This window comes from Streptomyces sp. NPDC002853 (assembly GCF_053591915.1).
Genome location: NZ_JBSFUS010000010.1, coordinates 166781 through 183157, shown reverse-complemented (window position 1 = coordinate 183157; position 16377 = coordinate 166781). Strand labels below are relative to the sequence as shown.

The following is a 16377-nucleotide window of genomic DNA, read 5'->3' as shown; positions in this document are numbered from 1 at the left end:
GAGGGAGCGGGTCGACGTGACAACTGAGCCCCACACGCACGGGGCTGACGAGCTGTGCGAAGCGGGCTCGGCCTTGTACGCCCGCGCGTTGGCCGAGGGGCGGATCCACACCGCGGACGCGGACGAGGCCCCATGCCTGATCGACTTCGGGCTCCTGCGTCCCGAGGCCGGGGACCCCGGATGGCTGTTGCCCACCCCACCCGCGGTCGCCCTTCCCCAGCTGATGCGGTCGATCGAGGAAGAGGTCGCGCACGAACGACGTCGTGAGGTGAGGCTGGCCGAGCTCTTTGAGCCACTCATGGAGCTCGACGCCCAGAAGATCTTCACGCCGGGAACACCTGGCATGACTGTTCTTGATGGTTTCGAGCGCATCAATTCAGCCATATCCGAAGCGATGGCCCCCGCTTCCCGTGAGTTGCTCACCGTCCAGCCCGGAGGCACCAGATCTCCTGAAGTCCTCGCGACGGCGCTACCGCTCGAGCAGGTGTTTCTCGCCCGGGGCGGCAGTATGCGCACGCTCTACCAGCACACGACCCGCCACGCGCTGCCCGTCCTGGCCCACTATGAACAGCTGGACGGAGACGTCGAGGTCCGCACGCTGGACGAAGTCATCGAACGCCTGGTCGTCGTGGACCGAACGGTGGCGTTCATTCCCGCGAGCAAAGACCGGACGGTCGCCCTTGAAGTTCGTCACCCGGCCCTGGTCGAGTACCTCGCCACCACCTTCGAGCGCTTCTGGCGCCTGGCCACCCCCATGTGGCCACAGGCCGCCCCGGAGCCCTCCGGCAACGGCATATCCGCCCGCCAGCGCGCCGTGGCCGGTTTCCTGATCGAAGGACTCACCGACTCCGAGATCGCCGAACGGCTCGGTCTCAACGTCCGCACCGCCCGCCTGCACATCGCCAAGCTCGCCGGCACACTCGGCAGCGACAGCCGGGCCCAGCTCGGCTACCTCATCGGCCGGTCAGGCATCCTCGACCAGAGGAAATGAACACACCGCACCGTCTTCCTCGTCCCACGTGTGACGCAACTGCCCCTGCATAGAATCGCGTCGCTTCAACCACATGGGAGGGAGCACGGCATGCCCGTCGCACACAGGTCGCACGGGGACGAGCAACTCTGCGACGCAGGCTCAGCCCTCTACGTCCGCGCCCTTCGCGCAGGCCGCATTCGATGCGAGGACACCGGAGAAGCCCCGTGCCTCCTCGACCTCGGCCTGCTCCGTCCCGACGTCGGCGACGACCGGTGGCTGCGTCCCACGGCCCCCGCCGTCGCCCTCCCCCGCCTCCTTCGCACCATCGAGGACCGCATCGCGGACCACCGCCGCCGCCAGGAGAGACTCACCGCGGTCTTCGAGCCGCTCATGGCGCCAAGAACGCATCCCGCCTCCACACCGGACGACGGGCAGCCCGCGATCACCGTCCTCGACGGCCTCGAGCGCATCAACTCGGCGATCGACCGGGCCATGCACGACGCCACGGACGAGTTCCTCGCGGTTCAGCCGGGCGGCACCCGCCCGCCGGAGACCTTGGCCGAGGTTCTCCCCCGCGACCAGGCACTCCTCTCGCGCGGCTGTCGCATGCGCACCCTCTACCAGCACACGACCCGCCACTCCCTCCCCGTCGTGGCCTACTTCGAGCGGCTTGAAGGCGACGTCGAGGCCCGCACCCTCGACGAGGTCACCGAGCGGCTCTTCGTCTTCGACCGGGCCGTGGCCTTCATCCCCGCGAGCAAGGACCGCAGCCTCGCCCTCGAACTGCGCCACCCCGCCGTGGTCGACTACCTCGCCACCACCTTCGACCGCCTGTGGCGCCTGGGCACCCCCATGTGGCCCCAGTCCGCCCCTCAGCCGACCGAGAACGGCATCACCGCGCGCCAACGCGCCATCGCCGGGCTCCTCGTCGAAGGCCGTACCGACTCCGAGATAGCCGCCCGCCTGGGCATGAACGTCCGCACGGCGCGCGTCCACATCGCGAAGCTCGCCGCCAGGCTGAACAGTCACAGCCGGGCCCAACTCGGCTATCTCATCGACAGGTCGGGCCTGCTGGACCCGGACGCCTGAACCACCGGCCAGGAAACGCCTCAGCCCTTCGCATGCAACCGCCGATGCAACTCCCTGATCTCGTCCGTCAGTTCAGGGGCCGGGCCCTCCACCCTCACGTTGGGGGCGATCTCGTTGATCGGGAGGGATGTGACCGGGGGCGGTGGGGCGTTGAAATGCTTCAGCCATTGGGAGAGCTGGGTGGAGGACGCCGCGTAGACGATTCGGCTCAGGCCCACCCAGCCGTGGGCCGCCGCGCACATGGGGCAGTGTTCGCCCGAGGTGTAGACCGTTGCCCTCGCTCGCTCGTCGGGGGTCATGTGGTCCGCCGACCAGCGGGCCAGTTCGAACTCGGGGTGGCGGGTGTGGTCGCCGCCCGCGACGCGGTTGCGGTCCTCCTTCAGGACCTTGCCGTCGCCCGACACCAGGAGCGAGCCGAAGGGTTCGTCGCCCGCCTCCAGGGCCTCCTCGGCCAGTTCCACGCAGCGGCGCAGGTGCTTCAGGTCCGTGGCATCCATCAGGACTCCGTCCAGGTTCGTAGCAGGTCCTCGCGCTCCGCCAGCCGCGGCGTGCCGCCCTCGTGGCGCCTGCCCCACTCCGCCATCGCGGCCAGCGTGGTCCGCAGGGTCGCCTCGCCCCGCGTCATGCGGGCCAGGAGCGCCTGGGACAGGTCGTACTCCGTCTGTGAGTACCCCGACGCCGCCGCCGTGTACACCGTCAGGTCCGTGTCGCTCTCCTCGCCGGGGACGCCCGTGACCCGCAGCGTCATCGTCGGGGCCTCGTCCTCCCCTCCCAGGCCGAGTGTCAGCGCCATGTCCACCAGGACGCCCACCCGGCGCTTCATGGACGTCACCGGGACGTCCCGCGCCACCAGGGCGTGCACGTCCTCCCAGAGCCACAGGCCCGACTGCTTGTCGCCCAGGGCCATCACGCCCTCCGGCGTCAGCCGCACGCCCGCCGCGAGGCCCGACGGCTTCGCGCCCACGTACACATCGCCCTCGGCGATCCAGAAAAGTCCCACCATGGCCATGGCGGCCCCCTACTCCCCCAGCGAAAATCTTCAGGTCGTTCGCGCCAACGCGCGTCGGGGCCGGGAGGTTCCCCTCCCGGCCCCGACCTGAGCGTACGAAAACTACTGCTCCGTCGTCCTCTTCGGACGCCACACCACCAGCGCGCTCGCCTGCTGCACGTCCTGGTACGGGACCAGGTCGCGGCGGTACGACGCGTGAACCGCCGCCTCGCGCTGCTGCATCGCGGCAGCCGCGCCCTCGACGGCGCTGGACAGTTCCACCACTCTCGCCTGCAGCGCCGCGACCTGGTTCTCCAGCTCGATGATGCGCTTGATGCCGGCGAGGTTGATGCCCTCTTCCTGCGACAACTGCTGCACTGTGCGCAGCAGTTCGATGTCGCGGGCGGAGTAGCGACGGCCGCGGCCCGCCGTGCGGTCCGGGGAGACCAGACCGAGGCGGTCGTACTGCCGCAGGGTCTGCGGATGGAGGCCCGAAAGCTGGGCGGCCACGGAGATGACGTAGACCGGCGTCTCGTCGGTCAGTTGGTACGCCCGCCCAAAATTGGACTGTCGACGACGGCCGTCCATCTCATGCTCCCTTCGCGGCCTGGAACAGTTCTGCCCGCGGATCGTCGTCCGCAGTCGCCTCGCGGTAGGTCTCCAGGGCTTCCTTCGCCTGGTCGCTCAACGACGTCGGTACGGATACCTCCACCGTCACCAGGAGATCGCCCCGCGAGCCGTCCTTGCGCACCGCGCCCTTGCCCCGCGCCCGCATCGTACGACCGTTGGGGGTGCCCGGAGGCAGCTTCAGGGTGACCGGCGGGCCGCCCAGGGTGGGGACCTTCACCTCGCCGCCCAGTGCCGCCTCGGCGAACGTCACCGGCACCGTCACCGTCAGGTTGTCGCCCTTGCGGCCGAAGACCGGGTGGGTGTCGACGTGCACGACGACGTACAGGTCGCCCGCCGGGCCGCCCCGTTCACCGGGACCGCCCTTTCCGCGCAGCCGGATCCGCTGGCCGTCCGAGACGCCCGCCGGAATCCGCACCTGCATCGTGCGCGACGACTTCGCCCGGCCCGAGCCCTTGCAGACGTCGCAGGCGTCCTGGGCGATGAGCCCGCGGCCCTTGCAGTCCACGCAGGGATCGGTGAGGGAGAAACCGCCGCCGCCGCCCCGCGTGACCTGGCCCGTGCCGACGCACGTCGGGCACACGCGCGGTGTGCCGTTCTTGTCGCCGGTGCCGGAACAGGCCTTGCAGGGCGCCTGGGAGGACATCCGGAGCGGGACCGTGGCCCCGTCCACCGCCTCCGTGAAACTCAGCGTGACCTCGGACTCGATGTCCTGGCCGCGCCGGGGCTGCGTACGCGTGCCCGCGCCGCCCGCGCCCGTGCCGCCTCGGTTGAACAGGCCCCCGAAGACGTCACCCAGACCGCCCCCGAAGCCGCCGCCGGCGCCGCCCGCTCCACCGCCGCCCGGGGCGCCGCCTCCGAAGAGGTCGCCCAGGTCGAAGTTGAACGAACCGCCGCCGCCCGCGCCCGGGGGACCGGCCCTGAAGCCGCCGTTGCCGAAGAGAGCACGCGCTTCGTCGTACTCCTTGCGCTTCTTGGGGTCGCCGAGGACGTCATTCGCCTCGGAGATCTCCTTGAAGCGCTCTTCCGCCTTGGTGTTGCCCTTGTTGGCGTCCGGGTGGTTCTCGCGTGCGAGCTTCCGGTACGCCTTCTTGATCTCGGCTTCGGTGGCGTCCTTGGGGACGCCGAGGACCTTGTAGTAGTCCTTCTCGATGAAGTCCTTGGTGCTCATCCCCGACGTCCCTCCTCTCGCTTCACGACAACTCCGATGTGTCAGCCCTCGTCCGGGCCGCCACCGGTCTCCTTGTCCTCCGCCGTGTCGGCGGAGTCCGTGGATGCGGCGGTCTCGGAGTCGCCCTTGACCGTCTGCGCGCCGGGCTGCGGCTCGGCCACGGCCACCCGCGCGGGGCGGATGGTGCGCTCACCGATGCGGTACCCCGGCTGCAGGATCGCGACGCAGGTCGTCTCGGTGACGTCCGGCGCGTACGAGTGCATCAGGGCTTCGTGGATCGTCGGGTCGAAGGGCTCGCCCTCCTTGCCGAACTGCTGGAGGCCCATCTTGGCGACGACCGTCTCCAGGGCTTCCGCGACCGACTTGAAGCCGCCGACCAGCTCGCCGTGTTCACGGGCGCGGCCGACGTCGTCGAGGGTCGGCAGGAGCTCGGACAGGAGGTTCGCCGCGGCGATCTCCTTGACCGTGACCTTGTCCCGCTCCACACGGCGGCGGTAGTTCTGATACTCCGCCTGCAGCCGCTGGAGGTCCGCCGTGCGCTCGCCGAGCGCCGTACGCACCTGGTCCAGCTGGGCGATCAGACCGACGTCCTGGGCGGACGGTGCGGACTGAGCCGACTGGCCCGACTGAGCGGATGCCTTGCTTGCGTCCCCGGCCGGGGCCGCCGTGCCCTCCTCGACGGAGGGCTCGGCGGCCTGCGGCGCCGCGTCATCAGGGGTGGCGCCGGAGGGGACGTCAGGCTTCTCGGCGTTCTCGCCGAAGCCCGGAGTCTCCTCGGTCATGCGGCGCCGCCCTTCGAGTCACCGGGCTTCTCGTCGTCGACGATCTCGGCGTCGACCACGTCGTCGTCCTTGTCCTTGGACATGTTCGGGGCCTCGCCACCTTCGGCACCGGGGGCAGCGCCCTCGGCACCGGCGGCCTGCGCGTCCGCGTACATGGCCTGGCCGAGCTTCTGCGAGACGGCAGCGACCTTCTCGGTGGCCGTGCGGATCTCGGCGGTGTCCTCGCCCTTGAGCTTTTCCTTCAGCTCTTCGACGGCGGACTCGACCTCGGTCTTCACGTCACCGGGGACCTTCTCCGCGTTGTCCGCGAGGAACTTCTCCGTCTGGTAGACGAGCTGCTCGCCCTGGTTGCGGGACTCGGCGGCCTCGCGGCGCTTGTGGTCCTCGTCCGCGTACTGCTCGGCCTCCTGGCGCATGCGGTCGACCTCGTCCTTCGGCAGCGAGGAGCCGCCGGTGACGGTCATCTTCTGCTCCTTGCCGGTGCCGAGGTCCTTGGCCGTCACGTGCATGATGCCGTTGGCGTCGATGTCGAAGGCGACCTCGATCTGCGGGACACCGCGCGGGGCCGGCGGCAGGCCCGTGAGCTCGAACATCCCGAGCTTCTTGTTGTACGCCGCGATCTCGCGCTCGCCCTGGTAGACCTGGATCTGGACGGACGGCTGGTTGTCCTCGGCCGTCGTGAAGATCTCGGAGCGCTTGGTCGGGATCGTGGTGTTGCGCTCGATGAGCTTGGTCATGATCCCTCCCTTGGTCTCGATGCCGAGGGACAGCGGGGTGACGTCGAGGAGCAGGACGTCCTTGACCTCGCCCTTGAGGACACCGGCCTGCAGCGCGGCGCCGATGGCGACGACCTCGTCCGGGTTCACGCCCTTGTTGGCGTCCTGGCCGCCGGTCAGCTCCTTGACGAGCTCCGCGACGGCGGGCATACGGGTCGAGCCACCGACGAGAACGACGTGGTCGATCTCGGAGAGCTGGATGCCCGCGTCCTTGATGACGTTGTGGAACGGCGTCTTGCAGCGCTCCAGGAGGTCGGACGTGAGCTGCTGGAACTGGGCGCGCGTGAGCTTCTCGTCCAGGTGCAGCGGGCCCTCGGCGGATGCCGTGATGTAGGGCAGGTTGATCGTGGTCTCCGTGGAGGAGGACAGCTCGATCTTGGCCTTCTCGGCCGCCTCGCGCAGGCGCTGGAGCGCCATCTTGTCCTTGGAGAGGTCCACGCCGTGGCCGTTGTTGAACTGCTTGACCAGGTAGTCGACGACGCGCTGGTCCCAGTCGTCACCACCGAGGTGGTTGTCGCCGTTCGTGGCCTTCACCTCGACGACGCCGTCGCCGATCTCCAGGAGGGACACGTCGAAGGTGCCGCCACCGAGGTCGAAGACGAGGATCGTCTGGTCGTCCTTGTCGAGGCCGTACGCGAGAGCGGCGGCCGTCGGCTCGTTGACGATGCGCAGGACGTTCAGGCCCGCGATCTCGCCGGCCTCCTTCGTCGCCTGGCGCTCCGAGTCGTTGAAGTACGCCGGGACGGTGATGACCGCGTCGGCCACCTTCTCGCCCAGGTACGACTCGGCGTCGCGCTTCAGCTTCTGCAGGATGAACGCGGAGATCTGCTGGGGGTTGAACCCCTTGTCGTCGATGTCCACCTTCCAGTCAGTGCCCATGTGGCGCTTGACCGAACGGATGGTCCTGTCGACGTTCGTGACTGCCTGGCGCTTCGCAACCTCGCCGACCAGCACCTCGCCGTTCTTCGCGAAGGCGACGACGGACGGCGTGGTCCTGGCGCCCTCGGCGTTGGTGATGACGGTGGGCTCGCCGCCTTCAAGAACGCTGACGACAGAGTTAGTCGTGCCCAGGTCGATGCCGACCGCACGTGCCATTTCGGTTCCTCCAGATGTAACTCTTGAGTGGATCTGACTCAACAATGCATGACGGGTGCGCCGGCGTCAACAGAAGTGAGTCGAGGGGGCTCAACTCTTATCCAGCCCTTACGCGCAACCAGGCCCCGTCAGGGGCGCGGGGAACTGCGCGACCAGCCACAACCGAGCCGCAGACAGATGTCGGCCCAGCGAAGCCGCAACGCAGGGTTGCCTGAGCGACGCAGATCACCGCCCTGCTGGCTACAGTGCGGCTGAGTAAGTGGGTAGTCTCAGACGGACTGCATAAGTTACCGCTTAGTAATAGTTCGCCTCGCAGGCCCGAGGAGCCCCCAAATGCAACTCGCCGCGATCATCGTGTCGCTGGTCCTAATCGCGGTCGGCGTCGCGCTGTTCGGCCGTGCCATCGTGCAGATCTACCAGTTCATGCGGCTCGGACAGCCCGTCCCGGCAGGTACCCGCACCGATCAGCCCGTGCAGCGCACCGTCACCGTGGCCAAGGAATTCCTCGGCCACACGCGCATGAACCGCTGGGGCGTCGTCGGCGTCGCGCACTGGTTCGTGGCGGTGGGCTTCTTCTCGCTGCTCCTCACCATCGTCAACGCCATCGGCCAGCTCTTCAAGGCCGACTGGATGCTGCCGATCATCGGTGAGTGGGCGCCGTACAACATGTTCGTCGAGTTCATCGGCACGATGACCATCGTCGGCATCCTGACGCTGATCGTCATCCGGCAGCTGAGCAACCCCGACAAGCCGGGCCGCAAGTCCCGCTTCGCGGGCTCCAAGAAGGGCCAGGCGTACTTCGTCGAGGCCGTCATCCTCATCGTGGGCGTCTGCATCTTCACGCTGCACGCCCTTGAGGGTGCCCAGCACCACGTGGACAGCTACGAGGCGTCGTTCTTCATCTCGTACCCGTTCGTCTCGTGGTTCGGCGGCATGGATCTCTCCACGCTGCAGAACCTCACGTACTTCTTCGCCATGGTGAAGATCGCGACGTCCTTCATCTGGATGATCACCGTCGCGCTCAACACGAACATGGGCGTCGCCTGGCACCGCTTCCTCGCCTTCCCGAACATCTGGTTCAAGCGCGACGCGGACGGCTCCACGACCCTCGGCGAGCTGCAGCCCATGACGTCCGGCGGCAAGCCGATCGACTGGGAGGACCCGGGCGAGGACGACGTCTTCGGCGTCAGCCAGGTCGAGCAGTTCTCCTGGAAGGGGCTCCTCGACTTCAGCACGTGCACCGAGTGCGGCCGCTGCCAGTCGCAGTGCCCCGCCTGGAACACCGGCAAGCCGCTCTCCCCCAAGCTCCTGATCATGTCGCTGCGCGACCACGCGCACGCCAAGGCCCCGTACCTGCTCGCGGGCGGCGGCAAGGACATGGAGGGCAACGAGAAGGCTTCGGCCGAGCAGCTCAAGGACGTTCCCGCGGCGGCCATCGCGGAGGCCGAGCGGCCCCTCGTCGGCACCGCCGAGGAGAACGGCGTCATCGACCCCGACGTCCTGTGGTCCTGCACCAGCTGCGGCGCCTGCGTCGAGCAGTGCCCGGTGGACATCGAGCACATCGACCACATCGTCGACATGCGCCGCTACCAGGTGATGATCGAGAGCGCGTTCCCGTCCGAGGCCGGGACGATGCTCAAGAACCTGGAGAAGAAGGGCAACCCCTGGGGCCTGGCGAAGAAGCAGCGCCTTGAGTGGCTCAAGGAGCTCGACTTCGAGGTGCCGGTCGTCGGCAAGGACATCGAGGACCTCACCGAGGTCGAGTACCTCTACTGGGTCGGCTGCGCCGGCTCCCTGGAGGACCGGGCGAAGAAGACCACCAAGGCCTTCGCCGAGCTGCTCAACATGGCGGGCGTCAAGTTCGCGATCATGGGCGGCGACGAGAAGTGCACCGGTGACTCCGCACGCCGCCTGGGCAACGAGCCGCTGTTCCAGCAGCTCGGCCAGGAGAACGTCGCGATGCTGAACATGGCGTTCGGCGAGGATGACGAGGACGAGTCGACCAAGAAGCCGAAGACGGCCAAGAAGATCGTCGCGACCTGCCCGCACTGCCTCAACACGCTCGGCAACGAGTACCCGCAGCTCGGCGGTGACTACGAGGTCATCCACCACACGCAGCTGCTCCAGCACCTCATCGACGAGGGCAAGCTCATCCCGGTGACGCCCGTCGAGGGCCTCATCACCTACCACGACCCGTGCTACCTCGGCCGGCACAACAAGATCTACACGCCTCCGCGCGAGATCATGTCCGCCGTCCCCGGCCTGCGTCAGCAGGAGATGCACCGCCACAAGGAGCGTGGCTTCTGCTGCGGTGCCGGTGGCGCGCGGATGTGGATGGAGGAGCGGATCGGCAAGCGCATCAACACGGAGCGGGTCGACGAGGCGCTCAGCCTCAACCCCGACATCGTGTCGACCGCCTGCCCGTTCTGCCTCGTCATGCTGACCGACTCGGTCAACGGCAAGAAGAACGACGGCAAGGCCCAGGAGTCCCTCCAGGTCGTGGACGTCGCGCAGTTGCTGCTCGACTCCGTGAAGACCCCGGTGGACCCCGCCGGTGAGTCCGAGACCGCGGACGAGCCGGAGCCCGAGCCGGTGAAGTAACGGCTCCTGGCGTACGCGAGGCCGGTTCCGCCCTCAGGGCGGGACCGGCCTTTCGTGTCCTGCGGAAGGGGGGCATCATGTGCTGGTTGTTGTCGGTTGGGGCGGTCGGGTCGGGAGTTGGGCATGCGGAGTGCCGGGATGCGTGGCATACGTGGCGGCAGACGCGGGGGCGCCGCGAGGCGCCGTGGTGTCATGGGCACGGCAGCCGCAGTCAGCTGTGCGCTGCTGCTCGCCGGGTGCGGCGGCGGTGACGAGGCGGGCAAGCCCGACGCCCGGCACAAGCCGGTCAGCATGGCGGGCAAGGGCGCTGCCCAGCAGCCCGTCCCCGAGGGCAAGGGCAGCAAGGCCGACGACGACTTCAACGGTGACGGCGCCCCCGACCTCGTGCTCGACGACCTGGTGCACAGCGGCCACGGCGACGACGCGGGCATCGGCGTCGTCTACGGGTCGAAGAGCGGGCTGCGGCCCGGGGCGCGGCAGTTGTTGAGCGCGCGGACCAACGGCGCGCGTACGAAGGGCGAGTTGCCCGCCGCCTTCGAGTCGGAGGCCGCCTGCGACCTCGACAAGGACGGCTTCACCGATCTGCTGGTCTCCACCGACCCGCCCTACGACGGCATCGGCCAGCCGCCCGTGCCGCTGCAGATCCTCTTCGGCTCGCCCCAGGGCCTGAAGGGCAAGGCCGTGAAGGTGCGGGTGCCCAAGCAGTCCCGCATCGGCAACGACTGGTCCGACCAGCCGGTGTGCGGCGACTTCGACGGGGACGGCGCGAGCGACCTCGTCCTGCACGCGAGCGGCGCCCGGCTCACCTTCCTGCGCGGCCCCTTCAAGCGGACCGGCGCCCCGCGCGCCGCGGGCAAGCCGCTGGCCGCCCCCGGCAACGACCTCGTGACCGGCGAAGCCACGGACGTCGACCGGGACGGCTACGACGACCTCCTCGTCCGCAAGGCGGCGAACGCGTCCGGCGCCGCCGCCGGGGCCCTCGTCCTGGGCGGCCTGAAGGGCCCCGCCGAGACCGGGGTGCTCTTCCCCGCGGGCACGGACACCGCGTTCGGGCGCTTCGGCAGGGGCAAGGGCACGGACGCGGCCGTCGCGGGTCCCGGCGGCGTCGCCCTGCGCTACGACGTGCCCGGCACCGCGCGTGCCGCCATGGAGTCCAAGAACGCCGCCGTGGACACGGGTGACCTCGACGGCGACGGCCTGAGCGAGCTGATCCTGAGCGGCGGGAGCAGCGGGGACGGCGGCGGCACGGGCGAGGTGCGGGTCTTCAGGGGACGTACGACGGCGCTCGACCGCAACGCCTCGGCGCTCGTGGTCCCGTCCGCCAAGGGCACCACGCAGGTGCTCGCGATCGCGGACTTCGACGGGGACAAGCGGGCCGACCTGGTGCTGCGGACGTACCGCGGTGACGGCGAGGACACCATCGGGGTCTATCCCGGGGTGAAGACCGACCTGGTCTCCCGCAAGCCCCGGCTGACCTTCTCCAGCGCGGAGTTCCTCGCGCTGGGGGACGGCGCCTGACGGCCCCGGCGTTCACCCGCCGGACACCTGACCTCTCCCGTCGCACAACCATTCGTACGCCCCGCATGTCACACCCCCGGAAGCAGTCCTCCACTCCCGGGAGCCTCACGTGCGCGTACGTAATCTGGCCATCGCCGCGAGCGTCGCGGCCCTCGCCGCCACGGGTCTGACGCTGCCCCTAGCGGGCACGGCGAGCGCCGCGTCGACGCTCAAGGACGACTACAACGGCGACGGCTACCGCGACCTCGCGATCGGTGCGCCCCGCTCCAACTCCGTGACCGTGACGTTCGGTTCGGCCTCCGGCGTCTCCGAGGGCCGCTCCGTCACCGTCACCCAGAACACGGCCGGAGTGCCCGGAGTGATGGAGGACGAGGACGAGTTCGGCGAGAACATCACCAGCGGCGACACGAACGGCGACGGCTACGCCGACCTGATCGTGGGCTCCCCCGGTGAGCAGGTCGAGGGCAAGCCGTCCGGCTCGGTCACCGTCATCAAGGGCGGCAGGAACGCCTTCACCTCCGGTGGCCACGTCCTGAACGCCCCCGGGGAAACAACGGGCCGCTTCGGCGAGGCCACCACCTGGTCCGACTTCGACGACGACGGCTCGCCCCAGCTGGCCGTGATCAGCGGCGACAACTGGTGGTACTACTCCGGTGCGCAGGGCCAGGCGTTCGGCCTGGAGGTCGACTTCATCCCCGAGGGCGCCCACCTGGACGGCATGGTCGCGGGCAACTTCAAGCGCAAGGACGGCATCGGCCTGGTCCTGTACGGCGAGCGCGCGGACGGCGGCGCCTGGACCGCGCACATGAACGGCGGCGCCGGCGACTACGGCTACCAGGCCGAGATCCTCGGCGAGGGCGCCGACCCGACGGCCACCCGCGACGCCGCCGCCACCGGCGACGTCAACGGCGACGGCTACGCCGATCTGATCACCGGCAACCCCGGCGCCACCAAGGGCGGTTCGGTCACCGTGCGGTTCGGCGGCGACGGCAAGTTCGGCGCCCCGGTGACGTACGACCAGTCCTCCACCGGCATCCCCGGCGCCGACGAGGCGAACGACGGCTTCGGCTGGTCCGTGGCCGCGGGTGACGTCACGGGTGACGGCCTCGCGGACCTCGCGGTGGGCGCGCCCGGCGAGGAGGTCGGCACGGTGGGCGGTACCGGCAGCGTGACGCTCCTGAAGTCCACCGCGGGCAAGTTCACCTCGGGCAAGGCCTGGCACCAGGAGACCGCGGGCGTGCCCGGCGTCGCCGAGGCGGGCGACAGCTTCGGTGCGTCCGTACGCCTCAAGGACATCAACGGGAACGGCAGGGCGGACCTGGCCACCGGCGCGATCGGCGAGGACATCGGCACGCAGGTGGACGAGGGCGCCGTATGGGTGCTGCGCGGCACGACGACGGGCCTGACGTCGTCGTACGCGGCCTCCTTCAACGCCTCGGACTTCGGTCTGGGCGGAGGGACCGCGAGCTTCGGCGAGACGCTGCGCTGACGGACAGGAAGGGTGGAACCGCCCGAACCCCCCCTATCGCCGCCGCAACACCCACACCACCCCCAACACCCCCAACACCCGTACCCCATACAACCCTTGCCCCCTTCCGTGAGTCTCCCGTTCGCCAACAAGGCGTGACGCCAGGGCCAAGGCCCGGCAAACACGCCTTGTCGGCACCCCATCGACTGCGGATGTCCGCCAGACATCCCCGCATGCAGCAGGAGACCAACGGAATGGCCAAGCACAAGCGCACTTCCCCGCTCGCCCGATCCAGACGCGGCCGCCTCGCGGCGGCCACGGCCACGGCCGCCGCGCTGACGGGCGGACTCCTCACTCTCACGGCCACCACGGCGACCGCCGCGCCCGCCGCGGCCACCCAGCCGGACGACGCCGACTTCAACGGCGACGGCGCGGCCGACCTCGCCACCTCCGCCGCGGGCGCCACCGTCGGCGGCAAGGACAGCGCGGGTCAGGTCGTCGTCACGTACGGCGGCGCCGAGCAGCGCCACGTCACCTACAGCCAGAACAGCGCGGGCGTGCCCGGCACCGCCGAGAAGGGCGACGTCTTCGGCGCCGACACCGCGTACGGGGACTTCGACGGCGACGGCTACGACGACCTCGCCGTCGGCGCTCTCGGCGAGGACGTCGGCTCGGACGTCGACGGCGGCACGGTCCAGGTCCTGTGGGGCTCCCCGAGCGGTCTGTCCGGCGGGGCCACGATCAAAGACCCGCGGCCCACCAAGCACGACCTCTTCGGCGGCCCCCTCCAGTCGGGTGACTTCGACGGCGACGGCAAGGACGACCTCGCCGTGGGCTCCTCGTCGGGCGCCGCCACCATCGACATCCTCGACGGCGGGATCTCCCGCAGCGGCGCCACCGGCGGCCGCTACACCGTGCTTCCGCCCATCCACAGCGGTGAGGACGGGGGCCCCTTCAACCTGCACTCCGGGGACGTCAACGGCGACGGCAAGGACGACCTGATCGTCAACGGCTTCTCCACCGCGGACGACTACAACGCCAACCTCTGGCTGCCGGGCAGCGCGAACGGCGTCACCACGAATGGCGTCCAGCGGCTGCCCGCCGGCCACATCACCGACGTGGGTGACACGGACGGCGACGGTTACGGCGACGTCATCATCGGCCTCACCTGGGACGAGGGCATCGCGGGCGCCTACAAGGGCGGCACGGTGTACGTCGTGAAGGGCAACGCGAACGGCCCGTACGGCGACAGCCAGGCCATCACCCAGGACACGCCGGGCATCCCGGGCGGCAGCGAGAACGGCGACTCGTTCGGCGCGGAGCTGGACCTCGGCGACATCAACGGCGACGGCCACCTCGACCTGGTGGCGAGCTCCCCCGGCGAGGACCTGGAGGGCGTCTCCGACGCGGGCTCGATCACCGTCATCTACGGGGCGGCGGACGGCTCCGGCCTCTCCACGCAGGATTCCGTGCTCTACAGCCAGAACACCCCCGGCGTCCCCAACTCCAACGAGAAGAACGACTTCTTCGGGTCGGACGTCCACATCGACGACCTGAACGCGGACGGCCGGGGCGATGTCTCCGTCGGCGCGTACGGCGAGAACGGCTCCAACGGCGCGGTCTACGTCCTGGACTCCCTCCCGGACGGCTCCCTCGCGGGCACCTCGGGCGTCTACACGTCCACGGTCGGCGTCTCCTCGGCGGGCACCCCCCGCTTCGGCGCCAACTTCGCGGACTGACCCCGCCCTTCTCTCCCCCCTCTCAGTACACCGGGCCCGCACCCCTCCGTGCGGGCCCGGCCTCTGCCTCTGCCTGTGCACCCGGAGCCTTGATGCGCAACCCCGCACGTGTCCCCGCCCGTGTCCTCCTGCCCGCCGCGGCGCTCGCCGCGGGCCTGCTCACCGCCCTGCCCGGCACCGCCACCGCCGCCCCGTCCGGCCTCTCGGGCGACTTCAACGGCGACGGTTACCGGGACCTCGCGGTCGCCGCCCCCGAGGCCACCGCCTCCGGCAAAGTCGCCGCGGGCACGGTCGTCGTCTTCCACGGTTCGGCGAACGGCCTGAGCGCCGACCGCCGACAGACCCTCTCGCAGTCGAGCACCGGGATACCGGGCGCGGCCGAGACCAACGACAGGTTCGGCCAGACGCTCGCAACTGGTGACCTCGACCTGGACGGCCACGCGGACCTGCTCATCGGCGCACCGGGCGAGGACCTGGACTCCGATCGCGACGCGGGCAGCCTCACCATCGTCTGGGGCGGCGCGTCCGGCCTGGGTGCCGGAGCAACGGTCAAGCCGTCCGCCGTACCGGACGTCGGGTGCGCCTTCGCCGAAGGACTGACCGCCGGGGACACCGATGGCAACGGCGCCGCCGACATCGCGGTGGGATCGCGCTGCGGCGCCCAGTACTTCCAGGGACCGTTCACCCGCCGTGGCGTTCCCCTCACCCATGACACAGACCATCAACTCGGCTCCACACGCGGCGCGGTCACGGGCAGCGTCGACAGCGACAAGGCCGCGGAGCGCATCATGCTGCCCGGGCTGTACGACGACGACCCGGGCGGCCGCGTCTACGTCGACGACTGGACCCAGGGCCGGTACAAGCGGACCGAGTTGACGCGTGCGGACGGCACGGCCGGCACGGTCGGCGACGTCAACGGCGACGGCTACGGCGACCTGGTTCTCGGCGACGGCCTGGACCCGGAGAGGGACCGGCCCGACGCCCGTACCGGTGGACAGATCTCCGTCTGGTACGGCGGGCCCGCCGGCATCGATCCCAGCGGGACTCCGACCCTGATCCACCAGGACACCGCCGGTGTCCCCGGCACGGGCGAACACGGTGACCGGTTCGGTTTCTCGGTGAGCACCGGTGACACCAACCACGACGGATTCAGTGATGTCGTCGTCGGAGCCCCGGGCGAGGCGGTCGACGGCAAGGACTCCGCCGGTTCGGTGACGGTCCTGCTCGGCTCCGCGCAAGGTCTTACCGGCTCGGGAGCCAAGGCGATCCACGAGAACACCGAGGGAGTGCCGGGTGCCGTGGAGACCTCGGACGCCTTCGGCGCCGCGGTCGATCTGACGGACCGGAACGGAGACGGCAAGGCGGACCTGAGCGTCGGCGCCCCCGGCGAGAACGGCACCGGCTGCACCTGGAACAGCCGTGGCACCTCGGTCACCGGCTCCTTCTACCTCTGCGCCGACAAGCTGGGCGTAACGGGCGACTACGCCGCGTTCGGCTCCGTCCTCGCCCGCTGAGGCCCCAGGTCTTCCCGCGCCTCTTTCCCGTAACCG

General features: G+C 69.9%; 13 protein-coding genes. 7 read left to right on the top strand and 6 right to left on the bottom strand.

Annotated features, from left to right (window positions below):
- The first annotated feature begins 16 nt into the window (after positions 1 to 16).
- Together ACWD02_RS27750 and ACWD02_RS27745 are read left to right on the top strand one after the other, a co-directional pair.
- The gene (locus ACWD02_RS27750) at positions 17 to 991 is read left to right on the top strand and encodes a LuxR C-terminal-related transcriptional regulator (RefSeq protein WP_451215135.1); all 975 of its coding nucleotides are present in this window, start codon (positions 17 to 19) and stop codon (positions 989 to 991) included.
- 90 nt (positions 992 to 1081) lie between these two features.
- Entirely contained in the window at positions 1082 to 2062 is a 981-nt protein-coding gene (locus ACWD02_RS27745) for a LuxR C-terminal-related transcriptional regulator (RefSeq protein ID WP_451215134.1), read from the top strand.
- 20 nt (positions 2063 to 2082) lie between these two features.
- Here ACWD02_RS27745 and ACWD02_RS27740 read toward each other — a convergent pair whose 3' ends face one another.
- The 6 genes from ACWD02_RS27740 to dnaK form a co-directional block, all read right to left on the bottom strand.
- On the bottom strand, positions 2083 to 2559 hold the full coding sequence (locus tag ACWD02_RS27740) for a nucleoside deaminase (protein ID WP_451215133.1): 477 nt from the start codon (positions 2557 to 2559) through the stop codon (positions 2083 to 2085).
- Positions 2559 to 3071: a hypothetical protein gene (locus tag ACWD02_RS27735; RefSeq protein WP_451215132.1), complete on the bottom strand. Its 513-nt coding sequence runs from the start codon at positions 3069 to 3071 to the stop codon at positions 2559 to 2561. Before ACWD02_RS27735 ends, ACWD02_RS27740 begins: the two co-directional genes overlap by 1 nt.
- 102 nt (positions 3072 to 3173) lie before the next feature.
- A complete protein-coding gene (locus ACWD02_RS27730; RefSeq protein WP_363210447.1) occupies positions 3174 to 3638 on the bottom strand; it encodes a heat shock protein transcriptional repressor HspR in 465 nt (154 codons plus the stop codon).
- Between the two features lies 1 nt (position 3639).
- The gene (gene dnaJ, locus ACWD02_RS27725) at positions 3640 to 4848 is read right to left on the bottom strand and encodes a molecular chaperone DnaJ (RefSeq protein WP_451215131.1); all 1209 of its coding nucleotides are present in this window, start codon (positions 4846 to 4848) and stop codon (positions 3640 to 3642) included.
- 41 nt (positions 4849 to 4889) lie between these two features.
- Positions 4890 to 5630 carry a nucleotide exchange factor GrpE gene (grpE, locus tag ACWD02_RS27720; RefSeq protein WP_451215130.1) on the bottom strand — a complete coding sequence of 247 codons (741 nt, stop codon included), beginning with the start codon at positions 5628 to 5630 and terminating at the stop codon, positions 4890 to 4892.
- Positions 5627 to 7501, bottom strand: coding sequence for a molecular chaperone DnaK (gene dnaK / locus ACWD02_RS27715; RefSeq protein ID WP_451215129.1), 1875 nt, complete (start codon positions 7499 to 7501; stop codon positions 5627 to 5629). Before dnaK ends, grpE begins: the two co-directional genes overlap by 4 nt.
- Before the next feature lie 333 nt (positions 7502 to 7834).
- Between dnaK and ACWD02_RS27710 the strand changes: the two genes are divergently transcribed.
- From ACWD02_RS27710 to ACWD02_RS27690, 5 genes are all read left to right on the top strand, one after another.
- On the top strand, positions 7835 to 10102 hold the full coding sequence (locus tag ACWD02_RS27710; RefSeq protein WP_451215128.1) for a (Fe-S)-binding protein: 2268 nt from the start codon (positions 7835 to 7837) through the stop codon (positions 10100 to 10102).
- A 192-nt stretch (positions 10103 to 10294) separates the two neighbouring features.
- Complete coding sequence (locus tag ACWD02_RS27705; RefSeq protein ID WP_451215127.1) at positions 10295 to 11620, top strand: FG-GAP repeat domain-containing protein; 1326 nt, start codon at positions 10295 to 10297, stop codon at positions 11618 to 11620.
- Positions 11621 to 11729: 109 nt separating this feature from the next.
- On the top strand, positions 11730 to 13109 hold the full coding sequence (locus ACWD02_RS27700; RefSeq protein ID WP_451215126.1) for an FG-GAP repeat protein: 1380 nt from the start codon (positions 11730 to 11732) through the stop codon (positions 13107 to 13109).
- A 233-nt stretch (positions 13110 to 13342) separates the two neighbouring features.
- On the top strand, positions 13343 to 14827 hold the full coding sequence (locus ACWD02_RS27695; RefSeq protein WP_451215339.1) for an FG-GAP repeat protein: 1485 nt from the start codon (positions 13343 to 13345) through the stop codon (positions 14825 to 14827).
- A gap of 92 nt (positions 14828 to 14919) precedes the next feature.
- Positions 14920 to 16341, top strand: a complete 1422-nt coding sequence (locus ACWD02_RS27690) for an FG-GAP-like repeat-containing protein (protein WP_451215125.1) — start codon at positions 14920 to 14922, stop codon at positions 16339 to 16341.
- Positions 16342 to 16377 lie beyond the last annotated feature (36 nt).

What these genes read in the sequence shown, in the direction of transcription:
- grpE (WP_451215130.1), bottom strand. Translation starts at nt 5,630, where the DNA reads ATGACCGAGGAGACTCCGGGCTTCGGCGAGAACGCCGAGAAGCCTGAC.
- dnaJ (WP_451215131.1), bottom strand. Translation starts at nt 4,848, where the DNA reads ATGAGCACCAAGGACTTCATCGAGAAGGACTACTACAAGGTCCTCGGC.
- ACWD02_RS27745 (WP_451215134.1), top strand. Translation starts at nt 1,082, where the DNA reads ATGCCCGTCGCACACAGGTCGCACGGGGACGAGCAACTCTGCGACGCA.
- ACWD02_RS27740 (WP_451215133.1), bottom strand. Translation starts at nt 2,559, where the DNA reads ATGGATGCCACGGACCTGAAGCACCTGCGCCGCTGCGTGGAACTGGCC.
- dnaK (WP_451215129.1), bottom strand. Translation starts at nt 7,501, where the DNA reads ATGGCACGTGCGGTCGGCATCGACCTGGGCACGACTAACTCTGTCGTC.
- ACWD02_RS27690 (WP_451215125.1), top strand. Translation starts at nt 14,920, where the DNA reads ATGCGCAACCCCGCACGTGTCCCCGCCCGTGTCCTCCTGCCCGCCGCG.
- ACWD02_RS27710 (WP_451215128.1), top strand. Translation starts at nt 7,835, where the DNA reads ATGCAACTCGCCGCGATCATCGTGTCGCTGGTCCTAATCGCGGTCGGC.
- ACWD02_RS27705 (WP_451215127.1), top strand. Translation starts at nt 10,295, where the DNA reads ATGGGCACGGCAGCCGCAGTCAGCTGTGCGCTGCTGCTCGCCGGGTGC.
- ACWD02_RS27730 (WP_363210447.1), bottom strand. Translation starts at nt 3,638, where the DNA reads ATGGACGGCCGTCGTCGACAGTCCAATTTTGGGCGGGCGTACCAACTG.
- ACWD02_RS27735 (WP_451215132.1), bottom strand. Translation starts at nt 3,071, where the DNA reads ATGGCCATGGTGGGACTTTTCTGGATCGCCGAGGGCGATGTGTACGTG.
- ACWD02_RS27695 (WP_451215339.1), top strand. Translation starts at nt 13,343, where the DNA reads ATGGCCAAGCACAAGCGCACTTCCCCGCTCGCCCGATCCAGACGCGGC.